Source organism: Chryseobacterium flavum (assembly GCF_003385595.1).
Taxonomy (GTDB): Bacteria; Bacteroidota; Bacteroidia; order Flavobacteriales; family Weeksellaceae; genus Chryseobacterium; species Chryseobacterium flavum.
This window is the reverse complement of the sequence record NZ_QNUE01000013.1, coordinates 1-26,077: the sequence shown is the minus strand read 5'-3', so window position 1 is coordinate 26,077 and position 26,077 is coordinate 1. Positions and strand designations below refer to the sequence as shown.

General features: G+C 36.0%; 25 protein-coding genes and 1 pseudogene. 16 read left to right on the top strand and 10 right to left on the bottom strand.

Annotated elements, in window-relative coordinates; translation table 11 throughout:
* The first annotated feature begins 41 nt into the window (after window positions 1-41).
* The 4 genes from rimO to DRF59_RS15280 all read left to right on the top strand — a co-directional run bounded on the left by rimO (window position 42) and on the right by DRF59_RS15280 (window position 3,910).
* Window positions 42-1,343 carry a 30S ribosomal protein S12 methylthiotransferase RimO gene (rimO, locus tag DRF59_RS15295; RefSeq protein ID WP_115962023.1) on the top strand — a complete coding sequence of 434 codons (1,302 nt, stop codon included), beginning with the start codon at window positions 42-44 and terminating at the stop codon, window positions 1,341-1,343.
* A 366-nt stretch (window positions 1,344-1,709) separates the two neighbouring features.
* A complete protein-coding gene (locus DRF59_RS15290; RefSeq protein ID WP_123873700.1) occupies window positions 1,710-2,351 on the top strand; it encodes a hypothetical protein in 642 nt (213 codons plus the stop codon).
* 18 nt (window positions 2,352-2,369) lie between these two features.
* The gene (locus DRF59_RS15285; protein ID WP_115962016.1) at window positions 2,370-3,080 is read left to right on the top strand and encodes a hypothetical protein; all 711 of its coding nucleotides are present in this window, start codon (window positions 2,370-2,372) and stop codon (window positions 3,078-3,080) included.
* Between the two features lie 458 nt (window positions 3,081-3,538).
* The gene (locus DRF59_RS15280) at window positions 3,539-3,910 is read left to right on the top strand and encodes a septal ring lytic transglycosylase RlpA family protein (protein WP_115962013.1); all 372 of its coding nucleotides are present in this window, start codon (window positions 3,539-3,541) and stop codon (window positions 3,908-3,910) included.
* 65 nt (window positions 3,911-3,975) lie between these two features.
* On the opposite strand, the gene DRF59_RS15275 is transcribed toward DRF59_RS15280, so the two are convergent.
* From DRF59_RS15275 to DRF59_RS15260, 4 genes are all read right to left on the bottom strand, one after another.
* The gene (locus DRF59_RS15275) at window positions 3,976-4,740 is read right to left on the bottom strand and encodes an exodeoxyribonuclease III (protein ID WP_115962010.1); all 765 of its coding nucleotides are present in this window, start codon (window positions 4,738-4,740) and stop codon (window positions 3,976-3,978) included.
* Window positions 4,737-5,030 carry a YciI family protein gene (locus tag DRF59_RS15270; protein ID WP_115962008.1) on the bottom strand — a complete coding sequence of 98 codons (294 nt, stop codon included), beginning with the start codon at window positions 5,028-5,030 and terminating at the stop codon, window positions 4,737-4,739. Before DRF59_RS15270 ends, DRF59_RS15275 begins: the two co-directional genes overlap by 4 nt.
* A 101-nt stretch (window positions 5,031-5,131) precedes the next feature.
* Window positions 5,132-6,676, bottom strand: a complete 1,545-nt coding sequence (porX, locus tag DRF59_RS15265) for a T9SS response regulator signal transducer PorX (protein ID WP_115962005.1) — start codon at window positions 6,674-6,676, stop codon at window positions 5,132-5,134.
* 130 nt (window positions 6,677-6,806) lie between these two features.
* Entirely contained in the window at window positions 6,807-8,447 is a 1,641-nt protein-coding gene (locus DRF59_RS15260; protein WP_115962002.1) for a S41 family peptidase, read from the bottom strand.
* A 182-nt stretch (window positions 8,448-8,629) separates the two neighbouring features.
* Between DRF59_RS15260 and DRF59_RS15255 the strand changes: the two genes are divergently transcribed.
* From DRF59_RS15255 to DRF59_RS15220, 8 genes are all read left to right on the top strand, one after another.
* Entirely contained in the window at window positions 8,630-9,847 is a 1,218-nt protein-coding gene (locus tag DRF59_RS15255; protein ID WP_115961999.1) for an HD domain-containing protein, read from the top strand.
* An 80-nt stretch (window positions 9,848-9,927) separates the two neighbouring features.
* Window positions 9,928-10,959 (top strand): UDP-3-O-(3-hydroxymyristoyl)glucosamine N-acyltransferase, encoded by a 1,032-nt coding sequence (lpxD, locus tag DRF59_RS15250; protein WP_115961996.1) that lies wholly within the window; start codon window positions 9,928-9,930, stop codon window positions 10,957-10,959.
* Complete coding sequence (locus DRF59_RS15245) at window positions 10,952-12,349, top strand: bifunctional UDP-3-O-[3-hydroxymyristoyl] N-acetylglucosamine deacetylase/3-hydroxyacyl-ACP dehydratase (RefSeq protein ID WP_115961993.1); 1,398 nt, start codon at window positions 10,952-10,954, stop codon at window positions 12,347-12,349. The genes lpxD and DRF59_RS15245 overlap by 8 nt, the downstream gene beginning before the upstream one ends.
* Complete coding sequence (gene lpxA / locus DRF59_RS15240; protein ID WP_115961990.1) at window positions 12,350-13,144, top strand: acyl-ACP--UDP-N-acetylglucosamine O-acyltransferase; 795 nt, start codon at window positions 12,350-12,352, stop codon at window positions 13,142-13,144.
* A 75-nt stretch (window positions 13,145-13,219) separates the two neighbouring features.
* The gene (gene efp / locus DRF59_RS15235) at window positions 13,220-13,786 is read left to right on the top strand and encodes an elongation factor P (RefSeq protein WP_115961987.1); all 567 of its coding nucleotides are present in this window, start codon (window positions 13,220-13,222) and stop codon (window positions 13,784-13,786) included.
* A gap of 67 nt (window positions 13,787-13,853) precedes the next feature.
* A complete protein-coding gene (locus tag DRF59_RS15230) occupies window positions 13,854-14,756 on the top strand; it encodes a UDP-3-O-(3-hydroxymyristoyl)glucosamine N-acyltransferase (protein WP_115961984.1) in 903 nt (300 codons plus the stop codon).
* Between the two features lie 90 nt (window positions 14,757-14,846).
* On the top strand, window positions 14,847-15,719 hold the full coding sequence (sucD, locus tag DRF59_RS15225; protein WP_115961981.1) for a succinate--CoA ligase subunit alpha: 873 nt from the start codon (window positions 14,847-14,849) through the stop codon (window positions 15,717-15,719).
* Between the two features lie 16 nt (window positions 15,720-15,735).
* Window positions 15,736-16,404 (top strand): porin family protein, encoded by a 669-nt coding sequence (locus tag DRF59_RS15220; protein WP_115961978.1) that lies wholly within the window; start codon window positions 15,736-15,738, stop codon window positions 16,402-16,404.
* A 98-nt stretch (window positions 16,405-16,502) separates the two neighbouring features.
* Here the strand turns inward: DRF59_RS15220 and DRF59_RS15215 are convergent, their stop codons facing one another.
* The 3 genes from DRF59_RS15215 to DRF59_RS15205 all read right to left on the bottom strand — a co-directional run bounded on the left by DRF59_RS15215 (window position 16,503) and on the right by DRF59_RS15205 (window position 19,184).
* Window positions 16,503-17,813 (bottom strand): ABC transporter permease, encoded by a 1,311-nt coding sequence (locus tag DRF59_RS15215; RefSeq protein ID WP_115961975.1) that lies wholly within the window; start codon window positions 17,811-17,813, stop codon window positions 16,503-16,505.
* A 3-nt stretch (window positions 17,814-17,816) separates the two neighbouring features.
* On the bottom strand, window positions 17,817-18,728 hold the full coding sequence (locus DRF59_RS15210; protein WP_115961972.1) for an ABC transporter ATP-binding protein: 912 nt from the start codon (window positions 18,726-18,728) through the stop codon (window positions 17,817-17,819).
* A 105-nt stretch (window positions 18,729-18,833) separates the two neighbouring features.
* Window positions 18,834-19,184, bottom strand: coding sequence for a T9SS type A sorting domain-containing protein (locus DRF59_RS15205; protein ID WP_115961969.1), 351 nt, complete (start codon window positions 19,182-19,184; stop codon window positions 18,834-18,836).
* Window positions 19,185-19,302: 118 nt separating this feature from the next.
* Between DRF59_RS15205 and hemB the strand changes: the two genes are divergently transcribed.
* Window positions 19,303-20,292: a porphobilinogen synthase gene (hemB, locus tag DRF59_RS15200; protein WP_115961966.1), complete on the top strand. Its 990-nt coding sequence runs from the start codon at window positions 19,303-19,305 to the stop codon at window positions 20,290-20,292.
* Between the two features lie 60 nt (window positions 20,293-20,352).
* Here the strand turns inward: hemB and DRF59_RS15195 are convergent, their stop codons facing one another.
* Complete coding sequence (locus DRF59_RS15195) at window positions 20,353-20,646, bottom strand: TM2 domain-containing protein (protein WP_115961963.1); 294 nt, start codon at window positions 20,644-20,646, stop codon at window positions 20,353-20,355.
* Window positions 20,647-20,807: 161 nt separating this feature from the next.
* Between DRF59_RS15195 and lptB the strand changes: the two are divergent.
* Together lptB and DRF59_RS15185 are read left to right on the top strand one after the other, a co-directional pair.
* Window positions 20,808-21,533: pseudogene (gene lptB / locus DRF59_RS15190) on the top strand (LPS export ABC transporter ATP-binding protein); the annotation flags it as partial.
* Window positions 21,534-22,032: 499 nt separating this feature from the next.
* Complete coding sequence (locus DRF59_RS15185; RefSeq protein ID WP_115962267.1) at window positions 22,033-23,760, top strand: ABC transporter ATP-binding protein; 1,728 nt, start codon at window positions 22,033-22,035, stop codon at window positions 23,758-23,760.
* A 42-nt stretch (window positions 23,761-23,802) separates the two neighbouring features.
* On the opposite strand, the gene DRF59_RS15180 is transcribed toward DRF59_RS15185, so the two are convergent.
* Together DRF59_RS15180 and DRF59_RS15175 are read right to left on the bottom strand one after the other, a co-directional pair.
* On the bottom strand, window positions 23,803-24,267 hold the full coding sequence (locus tag DRF59_RS15180; protein WP_115961957.1) for a carboxymuconolactone decarboxylase family protein: 465 nt from the start codon (window positions 24,265-24,267) through the stop codon (window positions 23,803-23,805).
* 93 nt (window positions 24,268-24,360) lie between these two features.
* The gene (locus tag DRF59_RS15175) at window positions 24,361-24,930 is read right to left on the bottom strand and encodes a Crp/Fnr family transcriptional regulator (protein WP_115961954.1); all 570 of its coding nucleotides are present in this window, start codon (window positions 24,928-24,930) and stop codon (window positions 24,361-24,363) included.
* Between the two features lie 95 nt (window positions 24,931-25,025).
* Here DRF59_RS15175 and DRF59_RS15170 point away from each other — a divergent pair, with 95 nt between their 5' ends.
* A complete protein-coding gene (locus tag DRF59_RS15170; RefSeq protein WP_115961951.1) occupies window positions 25,026-25,979 on the top strand; it encodes a helix-turn-helix transcriptional regulator in 954 nt (317 codons plus the stop codon).
* Window positions 25,980-26,077 lie beyond the last annotated feature (98 nt).

The following is a 26,077-nucleotide window of genomic DNA, read 5'->3' as shown; positions in this document are numbered from 1 at the left end:
TCTTTAAGATTTTGTATCTTTGCAGACTCAAAATCAAAAAGATGCGTACAAAATCTGTAGGGAAGAAGAAAATCAATGTAGTCACACTTGGATGCTCCAAGAATGTATATGATTCTGAAGTTTTAATGAGCCAATTGAAAGCCAATGGCAAAGAGGTGGTTCATGAAGACCGAGGTGATATTGTAGTTATCAATACCTGTGGATTTATAGATAATGCTAAAGAAGAATCTATTAATACAATTCTTGATTATGTAGAGGCTAAAAACAGAGGAGAAGTTGAAAAGGTATTTGTCACCGGTTGTCTTTCGGAAAGATATAAACCAGATTTGATCAAAGAAATTCCGGATGTAGACCAATATTTTGGTACCAGGGACCTTCCTGTTCTTTTGAAACATCTTGGTGCAGATTATAAGCATGAGTTGGTGGGTGAAAGGTTAACAACAACTCCTAAACACTATGCCTATCTCAAAATTTCAGAAGGATGTGACAGACCCTGTTCATTCTGTGCAATCCCATTAATGAGAGGAGGGCACATTTCAACCCCTATCGAAAAGTTAGTTACCGAAGCTCAGAAATTAGCAAAAAAAGGAACAAAAGAGTTAATTCTTATTGCTCAGGACCTTACTTATTATGGGCTGGATCTGTATAAAAAACGTGCCCTTGGAGACCTGTTAAAAGAATTGGTAAAAGTAGAAGGGATAGAATGGATTCGCCTTCATTACGCCTTTCCGAGTGGGTTTCCTGAAGATGTCCTGGATATTATCCGTGAAGAACCTAAAGTTTGTAACTATATAGATATTCCTCTTCAGCATATCAATTCAGATTTATTGAAATCAATGAAAAGAGGAACCACTCATGAAAAAACTGATGCTCTTCTGGCAAAATTCAGGGAAAAAGTTCCGGATATGGCAATCAGAACAACACTTATTGTTGGGTATCCCGGAGAGACTGAGGAAAGATTTAAGGAGCTTAAAGATTGGGTTAAAGCTCAGAGATTTGACAGATTAGGATGTTTTACCTATTCGCATGAAGAGAATACGACTGCTTACGTATTGGAAGATGATATTCCACAAGAGGTAAAAGAAGCAAGAGTGGAAGAGATCATGGAATTACAGTCTCAAATCTCTTGGGAGAAAAACCAGGAAAAAATAGGTAAAGTGTTCAGATGTATCTTTGACCGGAAAGAAGGAAACTATTTTATCGGAAGAACAGAATATGATTCTCCGGATGTGGATAATACAGTATTGGTTTCGGCAGAAGAAACTTATATTTCTATAGGAGATTTCGCTGAAGTAAAGATTACATCTGCCGAAGAATTTGATTTGTACGGAGAACTCGTGTAACGAAAATTATTAAGTATGATTATTAATGATTTAACAAAATAACTGGAAAATATATTAATTGAAGTTAATATATTTTAAATCATCTAATCTATTGATTTTCAGTTTTTTACCCTTGTTTAGGGATAAAAAATATCAATTTTCTTTCGTAAAATATTGAACATTACAAAATTAAGTGTTAAATTTGCAACGCAAGCAATATTTTTAAATCATGTATTTTCAATAAGTTATTTGTTGAAATGAAGTTAAAAAAATAAAGTAATCTATTATTTTATTATATTCGCTTCAAGATATTAATCACAAGTTGGGATACATATTCCTATTGGGAAATATTGATGAAAAATAATGTAATTAAACCTTTAAAAACTTATGAAAAAATTTTTATTAACAGCAACTATGCTTGTTTGCCTATCGGCACTTTCTAAGGCTCAGCAAGGGCGAGTGGGGATTAACACAACCACACCCGCTGCAACATTAGATGTAGTAGCAAATACTACAGATAATTCAAGACCTGATGCCGTATTGGTCCCTCGTTTAACAAGAGCTCAGTTAGTAGCTAAGGATGCTGCTTATGATGTACCCCAAAATGGAGCTCTTACCTTTGTAACCACTATAGATGGTACAGCTTCTACCAAAACTGCAAATGTAACAGCAGTTGGGTTCTACTATTATGATGCTCCATCTGCTACATGGAAAACATTAGGAGGAGGAGCTGCTCCGGCTACTCCGTTCAGATTGAACTTGTCTCAAGCTGCTTCTACTGCTTATGACTGGACAAATTCTAACTTTGATTACTGGGAATTTACCAGTGGAACACAACTTTCTTTACCGGCTCCTACAGCTTATAACGGAAGAACAATTTATGTAAGAAACCAAACAGGTGGTACTTTACAGTTTGCAGGTGCCGATGGGATTGCTACTCCTAAAGGTATGGCTTCTCTTACGGGAATTGCTGCTGTACAGCTTTATAGCAACGGTACAAATTGGTATCTTGTTTCAGGTAGAAATTAATTAAAAACATAAATTAAAATGAAAAATATTTTCTTAAATATAGCAGGCGGTGTATTATTGTTCCTTAGTGCAAACGTTAATGCTCAAATTATAAGTAACGGAAATGTTACCTCAACTTTAAATAATACAAACTACTTCATGGATGGTAGTAATTTTGAAGGATTAGCAAACCAAAGCTATGGTAGAGGATTAGGATTTCCTAGAACCAATCTGACTACTTTCACCTTTGATACTTCTCCAATGGATAATACTGTCATTGTTTCTGATTTTGATGGTATGGTAGTATATAATACAGCTACAGGTAATACGGCAGCTGGCCAGGGAGTAACTACAGCTGTTGCTCCGGGATTCTATTATTTCTCCAATCCAGGTAATCCAGGTAACATTACTAATGGTAGATGGGTACCAATGGGAGGTGCAGGTAAAGTAAATGTTTTTACAACAGAAACCGCTACTAATACATTGGTAGATAACAAGCAGGTATATGCTATTAAAGGAACCTTTACAGCAAGTGGAACTTCTACAGCCGTAAACATTCCTGCACCTTCAGGCATGACTGCCATGTATGGAATTACAATATATAAAGCGGGAACAAACATAGTGTATGACAGAAGTTTATATTCTTATACGGTGGCAACTACTGCCGGTAATGCTATTACAGGTTCCCCTAGTATGTCTGTAGTGTATCCGGCTGATACTTACGATTACGTATTAGAGTATCTGAAATAATTTAATATTATTTTTAATAACATATAAAAAACCAATGGGCTCGCTCATTGGTTTTTCTTTATAAAATATGTAAGCTTGTTTTATATATAAACTTAGCCTATGCATGAAGTTTTAGATTTGATGTATGGGCGAAAGTAAATTATTATTGTAATTCGAATGAATCATACAACAAATTGAGTCCGCTGGAGCTTTAAAAAATGGTTATTTTTTTTAAAGCTGTAAATCAGCATATTAAGAAAAAATAAAGTAATAACTATGCATGAATTAGTTAATTCTGTTAACTTTTAATTCTTTTTTTTAACATTTTTTAACAGTACTCTTTAAATTCCCTATTAATAGGAGGTTACAAGCTTTTTTAACAAATGTTTTAGTTATTATTAACTGTTTTTAACAATTGGAGTGTGGACTTTAGAAGATTCCTGATACTTTTGCTCCGTCAAAACCAATAAAAGTTCAAAGTGATGAAAAGATTCATTCTCGTAATCATAATGATGATTTCAACCCTAGGTATTTACTCTTTTACAGTTAATACCTTAGATGCGAAAAAAACAAGTTATGCATCGTACTACCACGATAAATTTAACGGTAGAAAAACCGCTAGCGGAGAAATTTTTGATAATTCGAAATTTACTGCAGCAAACAGAACGCTTCCATTCGGAACAAATATTAAGGTAACTAACCTTAAAAATGGTAAAGAAGTAATAGTGAGAATTAATGACAGAGGACCTTACCATTCATCAAGATCTTTAGATATGTCTAAAGCAGCGTTCGATGAAATCGGAGATATCAGTCATGGTACAATTCCGGTGGAATATGAAATTGTCGATTAAATTTATGATTTAAATTAAAAAAGCCAGCTAATCCAGCTGGCTTTTTGTATTCATACGGTTTTAAGTCATATATCAAGCTCAAGTAAAGCAGGACAGTGGTCCGAATGAACTGCCTCTTTTAAAATAACGGCCCGGCTTAGCTTATCCTTAAGGTTATAGGAAGTAAAGTTATAATCTAATCTCCAGCCTTTATTTTTTGCCCGTGAATTTTGCCGATAGCTCCACCATGTATAATTGTCGGGTTCATTATTGAAAAATCTGAAACTGTCAATCAATTCACATTCATTGATGAAATCAGTCATCCATTCTCTTTCCATAGGAAGAAACCCCGAAACATTCTTTAAACGAACAGGATCATGAATATCAATAGCTTCATGGCAAATATTAAAATCACCTGATATGATAAGATTAGGGATATCCTTTTTTAAATTTTTGATATAATCTAAAAAATCACGACAAAACTGCATCTTAAAATCCAGCCTTTCAATATTCGAAGCAGAAGGAACATACACCGAAATCGAAGAAAAACTGTCATAATCAGCACGGATAATTCTGCCTTCATTGTCATAGCTTTCAATGCCACAGCCGTACTCTACATGATTAGGTTTTATTTTTGAGGCAATTCCAACCCCGCTGTAGCCTTTTCTTACTGCTGAGTGCCAATAACTATGGTAACCTAATTTTTCAAGACTTTCGATGTCTATCTGGTCGTTTCCCGCTTTACTTTCCTGTATACAGATAATATCCGGATCAACTGTTCTTAACCATCCCAGAAAATCTTTAGTAAATGCAGCCCTGATCCCGTTAACGTTATAAGTAATTAATCTCATTTGTTTTTGATAAAAGATTTAAAATTTTCATTGTATTTGGAAGGAATAAACTCTGTGATTTCATAATCAGCTACCTGATGAATATAAAAAGGATCTTCACGAATGATCTGCTCCAGTTCAGTTCTGGATTCTGCATTGGCAATGATAATACCTCCTGTTCTCGGCTCCTTTCTTCCTGAAGCTATAAACCGGCCCGCATGATAGTGTTTTTCCAGAAAAGTATTGTGTGATGGGATAAGCAGTTCTATATTTTCAATAGAGCTTTTATAGGTGAGTGAAATAATAAACATGAATTTATTTTTTACGAAGATATAAACTTAAAAAAGAAGCGGAAAAAATCAAGAGATTTTTTCCGCTTCTAAACCCAAAAATAAATAAACTATGAAAAAAACTACTTGGGCTCTAAAATACTGATGGGAATGATACACTCTTCAAGTGAGATCCCTCCATGCTGATAAGTTTCTTTATAGTAATTTACAAAATGATTGTAATTCTTTGGATAAGCCAGGAAAATATTGTTTTTGGCAAAGATATATTTTGAACTCAGGTTACCTTTAGGCAAGAATAGTTTTTCAGGATTGGTAATTGCCCATACATCACTGTCGTCATAAGTTAAACTCTTTCCTGTTTTATAACGGATATTGGTTGATGTTTCTCTGTCTCCCACAACTTTGCTCGGTTTTTTTACATACACTGTTCCGTGATCTGTTGTGATAATCAGCTTATAACCATTTTCAGCAGCAGCTTTTATAATTTTCATCAATGAAGAGTTTTCAAACCAGTTGAGTGTCAGAGAACGGAATGTTTTGTCATCCCTGATAAGCTGGTCTACAATGTGATTATCTGTTTTTGCATGAGACAGGATATCAATAAAGTTATATACAATCACCAGCAAGTCATTGTTTTTGTGCTGATTGAAATCATCATAAATTTTCCTTTCAAAATCAGCATTCAGAACTTTAAGGTATTTCATAGATTTTGAGCCCAAACCGATTCTCTTCATCTGATCTTCCAGAAAATCACGTTCAAATTCATTTTTATTTCCTTCTTCATTGTCATTGAACCATTTATCAGGAAAACGTTTCTCGATTTCTGATGGCATCAGGCCGGCAAAGAAAGAGTTTCTGGCATACTGTGTTGCTGTAGGAAGAATACTGTAATAATAATCTTCTGAAATTTTGTTATAGTATTTTGTAAACAGAGGTTCCACTACTTTCCATTGATCATAACGGAGGTTGTCTACCATAAGGAGTAATACTTTTTCTTTTTCTACTTCAGGTTTTACTTTTTCTTTAAAAAGAGTATGGCTCATAATGGGCTTCTCAGAATCCGTTAGCCAGCTTGTATAATTTTTTTCAATAAACTTGGCAAACTGAATATTGGCTTCCTCTTTCTGAGACTGTAACAGATCTGCAAATTCATTGTCTGCTACTTTATCAAATTTTATTTCCCAACTCAGAATTTTTTTATAGTACTCTGCCCAGTCCTGATACGTTTTAAGATAAGACAGTTCCATAGAAAGGTTTCTGAACTCTTGCTGGTATTGCAAAATCGTTTTCTGCTCAACCAGATTATCCTGCTGAAGGTTTTTCTTTAGTGAAAGCAATATCTGATTAGGATTCACAGGTTTCAGAATGTAATCGGCAATTTGGGAGCCAATTGCTTCCTCCATAATGTGTTCTTCTTCACTTTTGGTCACCATAACTATTTTAAGGGAATTATCCTTATCCTTAATCATGGGAATAGCTTCAAGGCCTGAAATCCCAGGCATATTTTCATCAATTAATGTTAATGCAAATTTCTCTGAATCCATAAGTTCCAAAGCCTCGTTCACATTATTAACAGGGGTTATCTGATAACCCTTTTTTTCTAAAAATACGATATGAGGTTTAAGTAAATCTATTTCATCATCGATCCATAATATCTTTTCTGACATAATTTATTTTTTACATGATTATTGTATCAAAATGTTGACCAAATGCTTTTAAAATCTCACAAAATCGAAAGATTAAAAGTTAAATATTAGTTAAATGAAACCTCAGGTAATCATTTACTTTTTCATGAGGTTATTCATTGGTCTTTATAAAAAGTAAAGCCCTTTCCAGGACCTCATCCATCCCTTTTTTAATCCCATTGATAGTTGGCTTTACGATAATATCCGGGACAATACCGATTCTTTGAGTTTCCCTGCCATCAGGATAATAAGCTCCAAGCCCTGTGAAACAGGTTTCCAGATCAGCAATCTTAAATCTGATAATATCTCCGTTTGCTCCTGACGTATTGCTTCCGATTACGGTGGATTTTGGATGTTGTTTTAACATCATTGTAGTTGTTTCTGCCTGACTTTGGGTATTTTCATCAACTAAAATAATAACATTTCCTTTATAATAGTGCTTGTTTTTTTTGCCAATGCTGTTTTTCCTGCTATAAAATCTACCCGGATAACTGATGTCGGGAAAAGTAAACTGATAATAAATACTTGCTCCCGGAAGCAGAATATGGCTTAATGGAATGATCGTCTGTTTAGGATAGTTTCTAAGGTCAAAAATGATAGATTCTGCGGATTTTAAATTGCTGTACATCTCACCCAGATCCTCCTGTTCTATAATCCCCATATTGACATAGCCGGTTTTTTTCTTATTATCCATAAATTTCCACTTTTGAAGAACAGGAATATTTTCACGGATAATATCAGGGATAGAATAGGTCTTTGCAGTAACAGAAATATTTTGTCCGTTTCTTTCAACTTTTACAGAAATTGAATCTCTGTTACTGAATAGAAAAAGATTTTTTGCTTTTTTTTCCTTGCCCCACGAATTAGAGGCAGGAATATATTTTCCGAAGCTATTGATTATTTGAGGAATAGTTCTTCCATCAATATCATAAATCACGTCACCGGCATACAAAGGAACACTTTCGTTGAATCTGGTCGCATTTACCCTGGTAATGACCAGTTTGCCCTCTGCATAAAGGTATTCCACCGGGACTTTTTTATTGCCATATTGATTAAGGCTGATGAGTGTTGAGTATAAAAATGCATGAGAATCATCTGTTTTAGTAACAAGTTCAGCCAGGGCCAGATGATAAGTTTCATCATTAGATACAGCCAGGAATTTTGGGATCATTTCTGTCAAAGTATCATTCCAGTTCTGATCTGTTTGATATTTGTAAGGGAAAAAATATTCTACATAGTTCCAATACCTGAAAAGCTCCAGTAAACCGATGGCTGTTGAAGTGAATTTTGAACCATATGAATTTTCATTCCTGAAATAAACCTTTCTTCCGCTTTTACCAAGATAATGATTGGTTCCGGTATTCCGGTTGTTTTGGATATTATGAAGTTTCCGGCTGACCTCGGCATTGAACACATTAGAATTGCTCATCCATGACAGATCAAGATTTTTTTCAAAATAAGTATTATCATCTTCTTTTGAACATGGTTTACAGATATCAATTTGTCCGAGACTTTCAATCCAGTTAAGATATAAGACGTTTAATTCTGTTTTATCATGAACACTTTCAACTTCACTGATTTTCCTAAGAAGCTGTTGATCCCACTCAAAGTTTCCTTTTGCTACATTAGGATGATAATATTTTAAAAACCCCCAGATTCTGCACAAAGATTCCAGTTTTTGATTTTGAGACAGGATCTGTGCAGAAAAATGTAAATTGAAAAATAAGAAGAAAGTGAGTGAAAGTATTCTCATTAAAGGTTATTGTGTTTTCTTCAAAGATAAAATTTTTAAAACTAAAAAAATAATAGTTTGGTAAAAATATTGAAATGAGATGGTCTCCCAATAAATAAAATGTTGGAACAGCCTTAATGGTAATTTAATGATCCTTTAAAATATAAAATCCCTAACTTTGTTTACTAATTCCGACGTTTCCAATGCAGAATAAGCTAAAAATCATCAACGATCCTGTTCATGGGTTTATTAAAATACCACACGAAATTTTATTTGATATCATTGAACATCCTTATTTTCAAAGATTGAGAAGAATAGGTCAGACCGGACTTTTGAACTTGATTTTTCCCGGTGCAACCCATACAAGATTCCATCATGCTTTAGGGGCGATGCATTTGATGTTTACAGCTCTGGAAACACTAAAGCAGAAAGGCGTGAAAATTTCCGAAGAAGAGGAGAAAGGAGCTATGCTGGCTATATTGATGCATGATATCGGTCATGGCCCTTTTTCGCATGCATTGGAAAGTATGCTGATGGATGACTGGCACCATGAAAATCTTTCACTGTTGTTGATGAATAAGCTTAATGAAGAATTTAAGGGTGAGCTTTCAACGGCTATTGAAATGTTTCAGGGGAAATATCATAGGAAATTTTTCAATCAGCTCATTTCGTCTCAGCTGGATGTAGACCGTTTGGATTATCTGAAGAGAGATAGTTTTTTCACTGGGGTTTCAGAAGGAAATATTAATACACAAAGAATTATTTCTATGATGAATACTTGTGAAGAAGGTGAACTGGTAATCGATGCAAAAGGAATTTATTCTATTGAAAATTTTCTGACAGCCAGAATGTTTATGTACTGGCAGGTGTATTATCATAAAACATCTGCATTAGCAGAATTCCTGTTGGTGAAGATCCTGGAAAGAGCAAAATATCTGATTTCTGAAGGAGTTAAGCTTCCGGCAACTGAAAACCTGGAATATTTTCTATACCGGGGAAAAAGTATGGCGACAGATGAAGACATAGAAAGGTTTACAAAACTTGATGATAATGATATTATCCAGGCCATGAAAGAATGGCAAAATTCCGGAGACTTTGTCTTGTCTTACTGGTGTAAATGCGTGATCCAGAGAAATCTGCCGAAAACAGTTATTTCATCACATCCGTTCAATCCGGAAATTATTGAAGAAAAAATAAAAAATACCAATGAATTTTTCGGAATTGATAACGGAGAAGAACTGGTTCATGAAATCAAAAGGAAGCTTCTTCCTTACAATGCCGAGAAACAGCCCATCTATTTGTTGCAGAAAAACGGTAAGAGAACGAGGCTTCATGAGTCGGAAGATCAGCTTTTATCAGGCTTGTTAGTAAATAAAACAACAAGACATATCCTGATGTTTCCCAGAGAACTATCCCGATAAATTTCTTAAAGAATATTAAAATTTACGATCTGAAACCAAAAAATGTTTGCAAATTATAGAATTTCTTATCTTTGCAGAATATGGAATTTACAGCTTCGCAAATTGCAAGTTTTATTGACGGAAAAATAATAGGTGACGAGAATGCACTTATTACTGGGGTTTCACCAATCGAAAATGGGGAATCAGGACATCTTTCTTTTATAGCACAAGATAGGTTTTCTCATTTTTTGGATACCTCAAAATGCTCTGTTATCATCGTATCAGAAAAACTTTTAGTTAAAGAAAATTATAACCCAACTTTAATTGTTGTAAAAGATGCCTATCTTTCATTTCAGATCCTGATGAATCTGTATCAGGAAATGAAAGGAAGAAAAGAAGGGATTGAAGATGGCTCATCTATTCACGACACCGCAATAATTGGGGATAAAACCTATATTGGAGCATTTACCTATGTTTCAGAAAAAGCTAAAATCGGCGAGGGTTCACAGATCTATCCACATGTGTATATCGGAAAAGGAGTGAAAATTGGAAAAAACTGCAAAATTGACAGTGGTGCCAGAATTTATGACTATTGCATTATCGGAGATAATTGTGTGATTCATTCTAATACAGTAGTAGGAGGAGATGGTTTTGGTTTCCAGCCCACCGCCGAAGGGTTCAAGAAGATTCCCCAGTTGGGTAATGTTATTATTGAAGACGATGTTGAGATCGGTTCGAACTGTAGTATTGACAGGGCAACAATAGGTTCAACAATCATAGGAAAAGGAACAAAAATCGATAATCTTATTCAGATCGCCCATAATGTAAAAATAGGCCAGAATAATGTGATTGCTGCACAAGCGGGAATTGCCGGTTCAACTACAATTGGTGACTGGAATCAGATAGGAGGACAGGTAGGAATTGTTGGACATATTAAAATAGGAAATCAGGTTAAAATCCAGGCTCAGAGCGGGGTGAATTCAAGTGTTGATGATAAAGAAACACTGTATGGTTCACCAGCAATCAGTTATAATGACTATTTGAGAAACTATGTTCATTTCCGAAACTTCACTGAAATAGTAAGCAGAATAAATAATCTTGAGAATAACTCAAAAGATAATCCTAATGAGTGATATGCAAAAAACACTTCAGCAAGAGGTAACTCTTTCTGGAATTGGACTTCATACAGGTAAAGAAGTAAAACTTACCATTAAGCCTGCAAAAGAAAATACAGGTTTTGTATTTGTAAGAACGGACCTTGAGGGAAGCCCTCAGGTAGAAGCCGATGTAAATTATGTTGTAGCAACAGAAAGAGGAACAACATTAGAAAAATTAGGGGTAAAAATTACCACATGTGAGCATCTTTTAGCAGCTTTGGTAGGTTGTGATATTGATAATGCCATTTTAGAAATGGATGCCTCTGAGCCGCCTATTTTGGATGGATCTTCAAAATACTTTGTAGAAGCTATAGAAAGCGTGGGAGTAACAGACCAGAACGTTGCCAGAGAATACCTGGTTGTAAAAGAAGTCCTTACGTACAGTGATCCGGCTACCGGTTCGGAAATCACAATCATTCCTTCAGATACATATGAAGTCACTACAATGGTAGATTTTGGTACCAAAGTTCTGGGAACTCAAAATGCTACCCTTAAAAATATTTCTGAGTTTAAAGACGAAATTTCTTCAGCGAGAACATTCAGCTTTTTACATGAGCTGGAAATGCTTTTGGATCATGGGCTTATTAAAGGTGGAGATATCTCTAACGCTATTGTATACGTTGATAAAGATCTTACCCCTGAAACTACAGAAAAATTAAAGAAAGCCTTTGGAAAAGATAATGTATCAATCAGACCAAATGGTATTCTTGATAATCTTAACTTAAACTATCCTAACGAAGCTGCAAGACACAAATTACTGGATGTAATTGGTGACCTGGCATTGGCAGGAGTAAAAATAAAAGGAAAAGTTATAGCCAATAAACCCGGACATTATGTAAATACTCAGTTTGCCAAAAAACTGAACCGTCAGTGGAAGCTGCAGAAAAAGAAAAATGTTCCGGATTTTGACCTGACCAAAGAACCGGTTTTTGATATCAATGGAATTATGAAGCTTATGCCTCACAGACCTCCGTTCTTGTTGATTGATAAAGTTCTTGAACTTTCAGACTCTCATGTAGTAGGCTTGAAAAATGTAACAATGAATGAACCATTCTTTGTGGGACATTTTCCTAAAGAACCCGTAATGCCGGGAGTATTGCAAGTAGAAGCGTTGGCACAGACAGGAGGAATTCTGGTATTGGCAAGTGTTCCGGATCCTGAAAATTACTCTACTTATTTTATTAAAATTGATAAAGTGAAGTTCAAAAGAAAAGTAGTTCCGGGAGATACTATCATTTTCAAAATAGAATTGATAGAGCCTATCAGAAGAGGTATCGTTCACATGCAGGGATATGGATATGTAGGAGATACAGTGGCAGTAGAAGCAGAGCTAATGGCTCAAGTTGCAAAAAATAAAGTTGATTAAATGATTCATCAATTAGCAGCCGTAGATAAACGAGCGAAAATCAGCAAAAACGTAATTGTAGAACCATTTACTACAATCGCAGGAGACGTGGAAATCGGAGAGGGAACCTGGATCGGACCTAACGTAACCATTATGGATGGAGCAAGAATCGGAAAAGATTGTAAGATCTTTCCCGGAACTGTAATTTCTGCAATTCCTCAGGATCTGAAGTTCGATGGTGAGGATACCCAGACAATTATTGGAGATAATACTACTCTGAGAGAATGTGTAACCGTTAACAGAGGAACTAAGGCTCTGGGATATACCAAGGTAGGAAGTAACTGCCTGATTATGGCAACTTCGCATGTCGCTCATGACTGTATTATAGGAGATAATGTAATTATAGCGAATGGATGCGGTATTGCAGGACATGTGGAAATAGGTGACTTTACAGTAATGGGAGGATTATCCGCAGTTCAGCAGTTTGGTAAGATCGGAAAACATACGATGATTTCAGGTGGATCTCTGATCAGAAAAGATATCCCTCCTTATGTAAAAGTAGCAAGAGATCCTATCTCATATGCCGGTATTAATTCTGTTGGTTTAAGAAGAAGAGGTTTTTCTAATGAAAAAATCTTTGAAATTCAAAAGATTTACAGAGCTATTTTCCAGATGAAGATGAACGTTTCCCAGGCACTCGCTTACATTGAAAAAGAAATGCTGCCTACTGCTGAAAGAGATGAGATTCTTCAGTTTATCCAAAACTCTCCTAGAGGTATCGTAAAAGGATACGGAACAAGTAAGGAAAGCAACTAACAGGGCTGGCTGAAAGGCTAAGAGGTAATTTTCATAGCCCGATTAAAATTAAGTAAAAAAAGATAATATAAATTAATGGCAACAAGTAACGATATCAGAAAAGGGCTTTGTATTGAGTACAGCAATGATATTTATAAAGTAATTGAGTTTCTTCACGTAAAACCAGGAAAAGGTCCTGCTTTCGTAAGAACAAAACTAAAATCAGTAACAAACGGTAAAGTAATTGATAATACATTCTCGGCAGGACATAAAATTGATGAGGTAAAAGTGATTACAAGAAAGTTTCAGTATCTTTATGATGATGAGAATGGATTTCACTTTATGAACAATGACGATTTCTCTCAGTTATATATTAACAAAGAAATGATTGAGAATGCTCAGTTTATGAAAGCTGGTGAAGAAGTAACAATCATTCTGAAAGAAGCTGATGAGACACCACTTTCCGCAGAACTTCCGCAATCAGTGTATCTGGATGTAATTGAAGCAGATCCGGGAGTAAAAGGAAATACTGCAACCAATGCTCTTAAAAATGCAATCGTTGAAACAGGAGCACGAGTAATGGTTCCTTTATTCATTGAACCTGGAGACAGAATTAAAGTAAGTACTGAGGACGGTAGTTATCTGGAAAGAGTAAAAGAATAAATAAAATTTACATAAATTCGGTTTGCATCAGCAGTCCGAATTTTGTTTTATAAGAAAATCTATTGTTATGAGGTTCCATTCTCCGCAAAAGCTTAAAACAATTGCTGAATTAATTGGCTCAAAATTTATTGGTCCTGAAGATTTTGAAGTTCTTGGATCCAATGAAATCCATATGGTGAAACCGGGAGAAATTGTCTTTGTCAATCATCCTAAATATTATGATAAAGCTCTGAATTCGGCAGCAACCATTATTTTAATTGATAAAGAAGTTGAATGTCCGGAAGGAAAAGCCCTTTTGGTCTCTGATGATCCCTTCAGGGATTTCAATAAAATCAATACTCATTTTACAAGAATATATAACTTCACAGAAGAACTGCACGATGCAGAAATAGGCGAGGGGACGAAAATACACCGTTCAGCCGTAATCGGGAATAATGTGACCATTGGAAAGAATTGTCTGATCTTCCCTAATGTTGTTATCGGAGATCGAACTGTTATCGGAGATAATGTGATCATCCAGGCGGGTACTGTATTGGGGGGAGATGCCTTTTATTACAGAAAACTGGATGGTAATTTTGACCGTCTTATCTCTGTAGGAAATGTGATTATTGAAAATAATGTTGAAATTGGAAACAACTGTACAATTGACAGAGGTGTTACTGATTCTACAGTAATCGGGGAAGGTTCTGTTTTAGATAATCAGATTCAGGTAGGGCATGATACGGTTATAGGAAAGAAATGTCTTATTGCTTCGCAAGTAGGAATTGCAGGGTGTTGTATTATTGAGGATGAGGTTACCATCTGGGGGCAGGCCGGTCTTGCTTCCGGCTTGAGAATTGCCAAAGGAACAGTATTGCTGGCTAAAGTAGGAGTGAACAGGGATCTTGAAAAAGGAACCTATTTTGGACCGATTGCTGAAGATTTCAGAGGGTATCTGAAAAAAGAAGTAAAACTGAGAAATCTCAAATAAACAATTCCAAAGGTTTTGTCTGAAATCAAAGAAATTTGAGTAAATTTGTGAGCATTAATAAAATAATAAATAAATTAAAACAACAATAAAATGTCAATTTTAGTAAACAAAGATTCTAAAGTAATTGTACAAGGATTTACAGGGAATGAAGGTACTTTCCATGCAGGTCAGATGATTGAATACGGAACAAACGTAGTAGGTGGTGTTACTCCGGGAAAAGGAGGAAGCGAGCACTTAGGGAAGCCGGTATTCAATACAGTAGCTGACGCTGTTGAAAAAGCAGGAGCAAACGTAAGTATCATTTTCGTACCACCGGCATTTGCAGCAGATGCAATTATGGAAGCTGCTGAAGCAGGGATTAAAGTAATTGTATGTATTACTGAAGGTATTCCTGTAGCTGATATGGTAAAAGTAAAATCTTATATCGCTGACAGAGACTGCAGATTAATCGGACCAAACTGTCCTGGAATCATTACTTCTGAAGAAGCTAAAATTGGTATTATGCCTGGATTCGTTTTCAAAAAAGGTAAAGTAGGTATCGTTTCAAAATCAGGAACTCTTACCTATGAGGCGGCAGATCAGGTTGTAAGAGCAGGATACGGAATTTCTACTGCTATTGGTATTGGTGGAGACCCGATCATCGGAACGACAACGAGAGAAGCATTGGAATTATTCATCAATGATCCTGAAACGGATGCTGTTGTAATGATCGGTGAAATTGGTGGAGGTCTTGAAGCTGAGGCTGCAAGATGGTATAAAGCCAGCGGATCTACTAAGCCTGTTGTAGGGTTTATCGCAGGACAAACAGCTCCAAAAGGAAGAACAATGGGACATGCTGGTGCTATTGTAGGTGGTGCAGAGGATACAGCACAGGCAAAAATGGAGATCATGAGAGAGAATGGTATCAACGTTGTTGATTCTCCTGCTGATATCGGTGCTACTGTTGCTAAAGTTCTAGGATAATATTAAAACCAAACATATGAAAAAACTTTTATTAGCCTCAGCATTGACTTTATCTGCTTTATCATTTGGGCAAATCCAATGGGAAAGCACAAGATTCGGTCTTACTGCAGGATTAAATTATTCCCGAGTGGCAAATGCCCATAACCCTTCCGGTCCAAGATATACTTTTCAGGGTGGAGCTTTGGCTTTGATTCCCGTAGGAAAAGCAAATCAGTTCTTTATTCAGCCTGAGGTTCTGTACTATGGTGCAGGAGAAACAGGAAAAGATAAAGATGCAAAAGGGAAAAGTGGTTATGATGCAGTATATGCCAATAACTATTTAAGTGTGCCCCTTTATTTTAAAGGATATTTTTCAGAAGCTGAATCCGAATTCTTCGGAATGGCAGGGCCAAGATTTAACTTTTTGGTAAGCCAGAATGTTAAAAATGCTCCTGTAGACCGTCCTTATTACGACCCGGATGTAACTGATCCGGCAAGACCATCATTAAGTGGAAAAGCCAAAAGCTTTAACTGGGGGGTAGGATTAGGAGTAGGGTACAGTTATAAAAGACAGCTGGAATTAGCTCTTAAATATGATATTGGACTTTCAGATACTTATCCAGGTCTTGCTAAAGAAAAAGGAGGTACTGATAAGAAAAAGTCTGAACAGGTGATAGCACTTACCTTAAGTTATATATTCAAATAAAAATTATTTATCAGAATATAAAAGATCCCGGAAAATATTTCCGGGATCTTTATTTTTAATCATAGTAAAAAGGGAAGTAGTATTTACTCTTTTTATTTTCACCCTTTAATCCATTTCCAGAGTTCTTTTAACGTTGCCTTATTGCCATACATTAAAATTCCTACACGGTAAATTTTTCCGGCCAGAAATATCATGAAAATGGTTGTTCCCAATAATAATACAATAGATAGTGCAATCTGCCAGGCCGGAACCCCAAAGGGTATCCGTGCAATCATAGCAACAGGTGAAGTAAAAGGAATAATGGATAGCCAGAATCCCAGCGGACCATCAGGATTGTTCATTAATGAAAAACTTCCGTACATTCCCAGCATCAGTGGTAAAATGGCAAATAACGTAAACTGTTGTGTTTCTGTTTCATTATCTACTGCAGAACCAATTGCAGCATAAATAGAGCTGTAAAAGATATATCCCAAAAGAAAGAAGACAATAAATACAAAAATAATCAGTGGAAAGTTCATTTCCAGTAAGCTATGGGATATCTGGGTTGCAAGCTGTGTGATATCAAGTTTACTCACTACTTCTTCATTTCCTCCCGGAATATTTTTCTGTAGCGAAGAGAAACCGGTATTTAGTATCAACGCTCCAACAACAGACATTGAGATCCAGATAATGAACTGAGTCAGCGCTACCAATGTTACCCCCAGTATTTTCCCCATCATCAGTTCAAAAGGTTTTACTGACGAAATGATAATTTCTACAACCCGGTTGTTCTTTTCTTCTAGGACACTTCGCATCACCCGGACCCCGTAAATGATAATGAACATAAAAGTGACATACATCAGTATCATACTGAGGCCGGTTTTTACACCGAATGCAAGATCTGAATCTTCTTTGTTATTATCAGAAACATTAATGGTTTTCAGACTGAAGCTTTTATCAAGATCGTTTAGTTGTGCCTCCTGAATACCCAATTGTTTGATCTTTTCTTTTTTGATCACATTGGAAATATCAGAAACGATTTTCTGTTTGGTGTCTAATCCTATTTTACTGTTGATTACCAGCCTGGTATTTTTTTCCAGATCATTAAAATTCTGATCTTTCAGTTCAGGAAGAATTAAGATTCCATCCAGTGTTTCATTACTCTTTAAAGTGCTGATTTTCGTTTTTTCATCCGCTGCAGAAATAAAATGATAGTTCAGCTTATCACTGGATTTCAGCTGGTTGGTAAATAATCCGCTTTTATCAACAACTTCTATTATGCTGTGGGATTCATTTGCCTTAAACATAAGTCCTATCACAGCTCCGAAAGCAATGATGAGAACAGGAGCTAATAATGTCAGTATAATGAAAGATTTTTTCTTAACCTGGGTAAGAAACTCTCTCTTTGTAATTAAAAAAATATTGTTCATAAATTAAGAATGGTTACTTACAGCATTAATAAATACTTCATTCATACTCGGAATTCTTTCATCAAATGACCTCACCTGGCCAACATGTACAAGATCCAGAAGAATATTATTCTGGCCTGCTTCATTTTTCAGGTCAAATGAAAGAAGATTGTTTTCATTTGAAAAATTAAAAATGTCATATTTATTTTTAAAACTTTCAAACTGTTCACTGTTTACTTCAGACAGGGTAACTCCGAAAATATTTTTCTTGAATTTTTCCCTGACATCAAAGACTCTTCCGTCAATGATTTTTTTTGAATTATTGATCAATGCAACATAATCACACATTTCTTCTACACTTTCCATCCTGTGGGTAGAAAGAATAATGGTGGTTCCGTTATTTTTAAGGTCGATGATCTGATCCTTAATAAGATTGGCATTTACAGGATCAAAGCCTGAAAAAGGTTCATCAAGAATTAAGAGGTGCGGCTTGTGCAGAACAGTGACAACAAACTGAATCTTTTGTGCCATCCCTTTAGATAGCTCGGATAGTTTTTTTTTCCACCATTGGTCAATATTCAGTTTTTCAAACCACTTCCTGGCCTCTTGTAAGGCCTCATTTTTACTCATTCCTTTGAGCTCGGCAAAATAAAGGATCTGATCTCCCACACTCATATTTTTATATAATCCTCTTTCTTCAGGCATATAACCGATATTGCGGATGTGGCTGGGATTTAGTTTATCCCCATTGATAAATATATCTCCTGAATCAGCCTGGGTAATCTGATTGATAATACGGATGAAAGATGTTTTTCCGGCTCCATTAGGACCAAGGAGACCATAAATACTGCCTTTCGGAACATGGATGCTGAAATCATCCAATGCGACCTTTTTTCCTGCATTATAGGTCTTTTTAATATGTTCAGCTTTTAACATTAAATTGTTCTTTTACAATTAGTATAAAAAAGTTCTGAAAGTTACGGAAATATTAAAGAGAATTAATGTAAAAGAAAAAATCCTGATGATTATCAGGATTTTATTTTATTGTTTTACGATTTGAGTAACCTTCTGCGTATTGTCACTTAAGATGTAGCGTATCAGATATTTCCCCGGTTTCAATTTTTCAATATTGATTTCTCCGGAATTCATATTGACGGCATAACTGGCAACCTGCATACCCAAAATTGAATAAAAAGTCACGCTTTTGATTCTTAAGGAAGAATCCTTTGCCTTTATGATAAGATAATCCTTTGCAGGATTTGGATAGGCAATTATTACTCCATCGTCAGACTTTTGTGAGATGGAACCCGGCTCTTTAAGCTGAGCTTGTAAATTGTTGGAAAATCCAACAAAAGTGCCTACAAATAAAATTAAAAGTAAAAGTTTTTTCATCAAATTTATAATTTCTCGAATATATATAACAAATATAAAAAAATCTACAATCCCGTACAATAGTTTTTTATAGAACTTGTAGTAAATTTGTGGAAACTTATTCAAAAAGTATTCCAAAATGATACATTCAAGAAATAGAAGACTTAGAGTTAATGAATCTATCAGAAGTCTGGTAAGAGAAAATGTGCTTACAACTGATGATTTTGTAATGCCGATCTTCGTAATGGAGGGCGAAAATATGCAGGAAGCAATTCCCTCGATGCCGGGAATTTTCAGGCGGAGTATAGATTTAACAGTGAAAGAATGTAAGGAATTATTTTCTTTGGGAGTAAAAGCTGTCAACTTGTACATGAAAGTACCGGAAAGTCTGAAAGACAATACCGGAAAAGAAGCCTGGAACAAAGACGGATTAATGCAGAATACCATAAAAGCAATCAAAGATGCGGTACCGGGTATGATTGTAATGCCTGATGTAGCATTAGACCCTTACTCAGTATATGGACATGACGGGATCATTGAAAATGGTAAAATTTTAAATGACGCTACCAATGACGCCCTGGCAAGGATGTCAGTGTCACATGCAGAAGCCGGAGCAGATTTAGTGGCGCCTAGTGATATGATGGATGGCAGAGTACTGGTAATTCGTGAAGCGCTGGAAGAAAATGGATTTACTGATGTAGGTATTGTAAGCTATGCCGCAAAATATGCAAGTTCCTTCTATGGACCGTTCAGAAGTGCATTAGACAGTGCCCCGAAAGATAATATGGAAATTCCGAAAGATAAAAAAACATATCAGATGGACTTCCATAATTCCCGCGAGGCCCTGAACGAAGTCTATAAAGATATTGATGAGGGAGCGGATGTGATCATGATCAAGCCGGGCCTTCCTTATCTTGATATTGTTTCCAAAGTACGTGAAGCTATTGATCTTCCGATAGCGGTTTATAATGTAAGCGGAGAATATGCAATGGTGAAAGCTGCTGTTCAGAACGGATGGCTGGACAATGACAAAACGATTATTGAAAACCTGACCTGTTTTAAAAGAGCCGGTGCAGACATGATCTTTACTTATTTCGCTAAAGAAGCAGCGATGATTCTGAATAAGTAATTGTACATTTTAAAATAAAAAAACACCTCCGGCAGAGGTGTTTTTTTATGTCATATGATTTTAAAGCCATCCTTTTTTTCCATAAACATAAGTGTCATCAAACTGCTTGTCACTCATGAACAGATATAAGATTCCCTCAATAAAAGGGATGACGGAAGCTGCCCCTAAAGTAATGATATTAAGGACCAGCTGAATAATCCCTTCTTTAGTATAGCCAAGGTAAAATTTATTTAAAGCCAGCCATCCTACAAGAATCCCTAACAGTGCAGCAGGAATTTTCTTTTCTGAGCGATAGGGGATATTGTTTTGCTGATTTCCTGTATTTTCCGTTTTTGTGTATCCGTAATTTTCCATTTTTTAAGTGTTTGTGATTAATTATTATTCTTAATAGTCGGATAATAAGATAAGTTGTTACAACGATCTGAATGTTTGCATGATAGAAATAAAAACTAAAAAATAATCAATACAATTGGTAATCTAAAAATTGAATTCAAAAAAACTTTATCTTTGCTCCTATGATTTTACGAGGAGAAAACTTAATCAAAGAATACGGTCCTAAAAAAGTGGTAAAAGGTGTTTCTGTACAGGTTCAGCAGGGCGAAATTGTTGGTTTGCTTGGCCCGAACGGAGCAGGAAAAACCACATCATTTTATATGATTGTAGGATTGGTTAAGCCCACTTCAGGAAAAATTTTTCTGGATAAACAGGAAATTACCACTGATGCAATGTACCGTAGAGCCCAGAAGGGAATAGGTTATCTGGCTCAGGAAGCCTCAGTTTTCAGAAAACTTTCCGTTGAGGAAAATATTATGGGAGTATTGCAGCTCACCAAACTTTCTAAACGCGAACAGCAAATCAAATGTGACGAACTGATCGAAGAATTTTCTTTGCAGCATGTCCGTAAAAACAGAGGGGATCTTCTTTCGGGAGGGGAAAGACGTAGAACGGAAATCGCCCGTTGTCTTGCTACTGACCCGAACTTTATTCTCCTGGATGAACCTTTTGCAGGGGTTGACCCGATTGCTGTAGAAGATATTCAGAAAATTGTAAGAAGTCTGGTGGATAAAAATATCGGAATCCTCATTACTGATCACAACGTGCAGCAAACCCTGGCGATTACTAACAAGACCTATATTATGTTTGAAGGAAAGATCCTGAAAGAAGGGCTTCCTGAAGATCTGGCCAATGATCCACAGGTAAGAGAAGCTTATCTGGGAGAGAACTTTGTATATCAGAGTATTCTGGATAAGCCTAAAAAGAAAAAATATGCTTATAATATCTGGGCGGGTAACTTTGATTCAAAAGCACAATTTCAGGGATTTGTAGAGGAAAACTTTAAACAGTTTGATGATCTGAGAATGATGTATGGTTTTGAGGATATCAGTTTTGCATCATTGGCAAACTCTGAAATTGAACATATTTTTAATGATGTGGTAGATAAGAACGCCAATAACTCATTTGTTTTTCAGAAAAAAGAAATTAATTCCCAATACTCGCTAGAGCAGGCACAAACTGAATCTAAAGAAGCAGGCAAAAAAGAGCTGCATTACCTGACTACGTATATGTATGAAGGGTAAAAACTGACTTATTTGCTAAAAATAATAATAAAACGTACCTTTTCTTTTGAAAGCGGTACGTTTTTTAGTTAATGTAATTTCTATGGCAAAACCTTTTAACAGAACAGTTACTTTATTCGGGATTTATAAACAGCTGGTTCCTTTTATCAAGCCCTACAGACCTATGATTTATGGAACATTATTCCTTACTTTTCTCGGTGCTCTTGCCGCACAGGTCAATCCGGTCGTTCTGAAATATACAGTAGATGAGGTGACTAAACTTACTCATCTTCCGCATCCGATGTCTGAAGGAATTCATATTCTGATCATTATCTCAATTATTTTGCTGGGAAAAGAACTGCTGAATATTTTTATCAACTTCGGACAGAAATTTTATGGAGAAAAAATCAGAATTAATGTAAGCTCCGTTCTGGCACAATCAGCAATTGATAAAATACTGACCTACCGGGTAGCCTATTTTAATGATGAAAATCACGAATCAGGAAAATTACAGATCAGGATAGACCGGGGTATTGAAAGTCTTACAAGATTAGTACAAAACTTTTTCATTGATATATTACCTCTTTTTTCCAATGCAATCATTGCACTGATCATCATGTATATGCAGAATGTCTACGTAGGAGCGGTTTCTACAGTTATTGTCCCGATTTATTTTTATATAAGTTCTCTGCAGGCTAAAAAACTGGGGGGTGTACGCCGTCAGCTTAGAAACCAGAGAGAGAAAAAGACCTCAGGACTGCTAAACCTGATCAATTCCATTATGGTAATTAAGAGTTTTGTCCGTGAAAAATTTGAAGGTAAAAAGCAATATGATTTACAGATGCAGTTGATGGAAAGTCAGATGTTCACCAGAAAAACAAACTTTATCTATGACGGTTTAAAAACATTTATCGAACAGTTTGGCGTAGTTTTAATTATTCTGCTTACTGTTTATCTTGTACTTGATCAGCAGATGACTATTGGCGCAATCATGCTTCATATCATGCTTTTTAACAATGTCTCTGCACCTATTCGCCAGCTACACAGGATTTATGATGATATGAATGATGCCATGATCTATGCAGAAGGCTATTTTGAGATTCTTAATGCAGATGGAGAGACTGAACCGAACGGAACTTTTGAAGAAAGAGGTATTAAAGGTACTTTTGAATTGAAGAATGTTGATTTTACCTATCCTAATGGTACAAAAGCTTTACATAATGTATCCATGAAAATTGAGAATGGAAAAACCACAGCACTTGTTGGATTGAGCGGAGCCGGAAAATCTACAGTTATCAATCTTTTATGCAAATTCTATCTTCCGGATTCAGGAGAAGTTTTGCTGGATGGAGTAGATCTTAATAAATATAACAATACATTTTTGAGAAGTGATCTTGGGCTGGTGCTTCAGAAAAACCATATTTTTCAGGGAAGCATCGAAGATAATATCCGGTACGGGGATATGAATGCCGGTTTTGAAGAAATCCGGGAAGCTGCAAAAAAAGCATATCTTCATGACCAGATTATGGATCTTCCTGATCAATATCAGCACGATGCAACCCAGCTGTCAGGAGGCCAGCAACAGCGGATTGCTATTGCAAGACTGTTTCTTAAGAACCCTCCGATCATCTTTTTGGATGAACCTACTGCAAGTCTGGATGCTATTGCTACAGAACAGATCAAAAATTCCCTGGATGCCATCAAGGAAGGGAGAACTGTAATTATTATTTCCCATTCTTTATCCCAGATTCTGGATTCGGATATGATTTATGTGATGAAAAAAGGTAAAGTTGTTGAGAATGGTACCCATGATGAACTTTACAACAAAGATGGAACATATCGTGAAATCTTTGATGCGTCCGCCCGGAGTTTAAATCTGGATAAGCTGGTCAATACTTACAAGGATAATTAATTAAAAAAGTCCTGCAATTTGCAGGACTAGTCAGAATAAGTTTTACCGGGCCTTTTCAGGAACTTTGTAAGCACCCACATCTGCTCCGAAAGCAATATTGATCCTGTTGTAACTGTTGATCGTAATAATGGCCATAGTCAGGTCTACCAGCTCAGTCTCGGAAAAATGATGGCTTACCTGAGAATATACCTCATCTGAAACTTCTTTACCCTGCAGTAAGGTTAAAGTTTCGGCCCACAAAAGCCCTGCTTTTTCCTTCTCTGTATAAAATGAGCATTCTTTCCAGGCACTGATCAGTAATAACCGCTGTTCTGTTTCTCCTTTGGCAAGCAGTTCTTTGGAATGCATATCAAGGCAGAATGCACATCCGTTTATTTGCGAAACCCTGAAGTATAACAGCTCAAGAAATGAGTTGTCAAGTGATGAATTCTGTACCTGAAATCCCATATTATGAAGGGAGTTTACCGCTTTGTTTCCTATTGCAAATGCATTGATTCTTTGTGACATAATATTTGGTTTTGAATTAATTATGTGACAAATGTATATCTGAAATTTTTGAATTTTTTTTACAAATGATAAATAAGTTTTTTCAAAGCAGAATTATTTCTGAGCCCTGATTCTGCTCAAAGAAACCTGGGTAATTCCTATATAGTCCGCCAGATCTCCCAGGCTTATACGCTGGATAAGGTCAGGTCTTTGTTTAAGGAAATTGTAATATCTTTTTTTGCCGTCGTCTTCAAGCATTTCACTGATTCTTCCCATCATGTTCACTGGTGCCTTTGAGTACAGTTTACTGAAAAGTGTTTCCGCCGAATGGTGTTTTCTGCATAGCTCTTCAATAATATTTTTATGGATACGAAGGGTATCTGTCTGTTCCAGAGCCACAATCATATATTTTGAAGGCTGGCCGGTAAGGAATCCGCTTAGCTCTGTAAAAAAAGCATTTTCCGCAAAAAATGTCATTATAAAATCTTTGTCACCATTATCAAAAAAAAGTTTTACCAGACCTTTTTCAATAAAATAAAAATATCGGCAGGTTTCATCAGCCTTCAATAGAAAATCTCCCTTTCTGTAGGTTTTAAATTCCAAATGTGCAACAAGCTCTTCCATTACAGCCGGTTCAGGTTTCAGAATTTTTTCGATGGTTTGAATAAAGCGAGTGTGGGACATAAAATGAAATCCTGTTTGTAAAAATAAATTTAAATAAAAAAGCGGTCATATTATTAACCATACCTCAAAAAAGAATTTTAGTTTTGTTGTTGAATATGAATGATCACTATCTTAAAAAACTTGATCGGGTAACTGCTATTCTTACCCAGCTACAGTCAAAACCTGTTGTAAGGGCACAGGATCTGGCTGAAAAGTTTGATGTGAGTATAAGAACCATCTACAGGGATGTAAAAACTCTGGAAAATGCGGGAATCCCTATTGTAGGGGAAGCTGGTACCGGATATTCTTTGATGGATGGTTATAAGCTTCCGCCGGTTATGTTTACCAAAGAAGAAGTACTGAGCTTTATTACTGCTGAAAAGCTCATGCAGAAGTTCTCTCACCAAAGCTTGGGAAACCACTATCAGACAGCTATGGAAAAAGTACGTTCTGTATTGCGGTATTCTGATAAAAATCTGATTCAGAACATTGAAAAGCAGATTGCTGTTTTCAATCTCCATGCCCACCCGGAGGATTCCCTGAAAAATGTAATTCCCATTATCCTGGAAAGTATCGAAGAAAAAACTCAGCTTATCATTGAATATAAGACCGTAGATTCTACAATTACAACCAGAACCATTGAAACAGTTGGGGTATTCTTTGAGTTCAATTTCTGGTATATTATGGCTTTCTGTACTTTGAGAAAAGATTTCAGACAGTTCCGTGTAGACAGGATTTTACAGATCACCAAAACCCAGACACCTTTTTTGCAGGAGTATGGCCAGATCAATGATTACAGAAAAAGATCAAATGAAAATAAGGTTACTGCCAAATTGCTGGTCGATAAGAAGATAATGTCTCATCTGGTGAATTCTAAAAGGTATTATGGGTTAATTGAAGAAGTAGAAACAGACAGAGGGGTAGAGCTGACCTTTGAAACAGAGTGGATCAATGATGGATTTCCACGCTGGCTGGTTACTTTTGCTGATTACGCTACTGTTTTAGAACCTGACAGTCTTCGTACAAGACTTAACGAACTTCTGATAAAAATGACTGAAAGACATCAATAAAGAGGCTGTCTCAAAAGTGAGGCAGTCTTTTTTTGAGCATAAAAAAAGGAAAGCTTTTGCTTTCCTAATATTTGCAAATTGATTAATTTGCTGTGTGT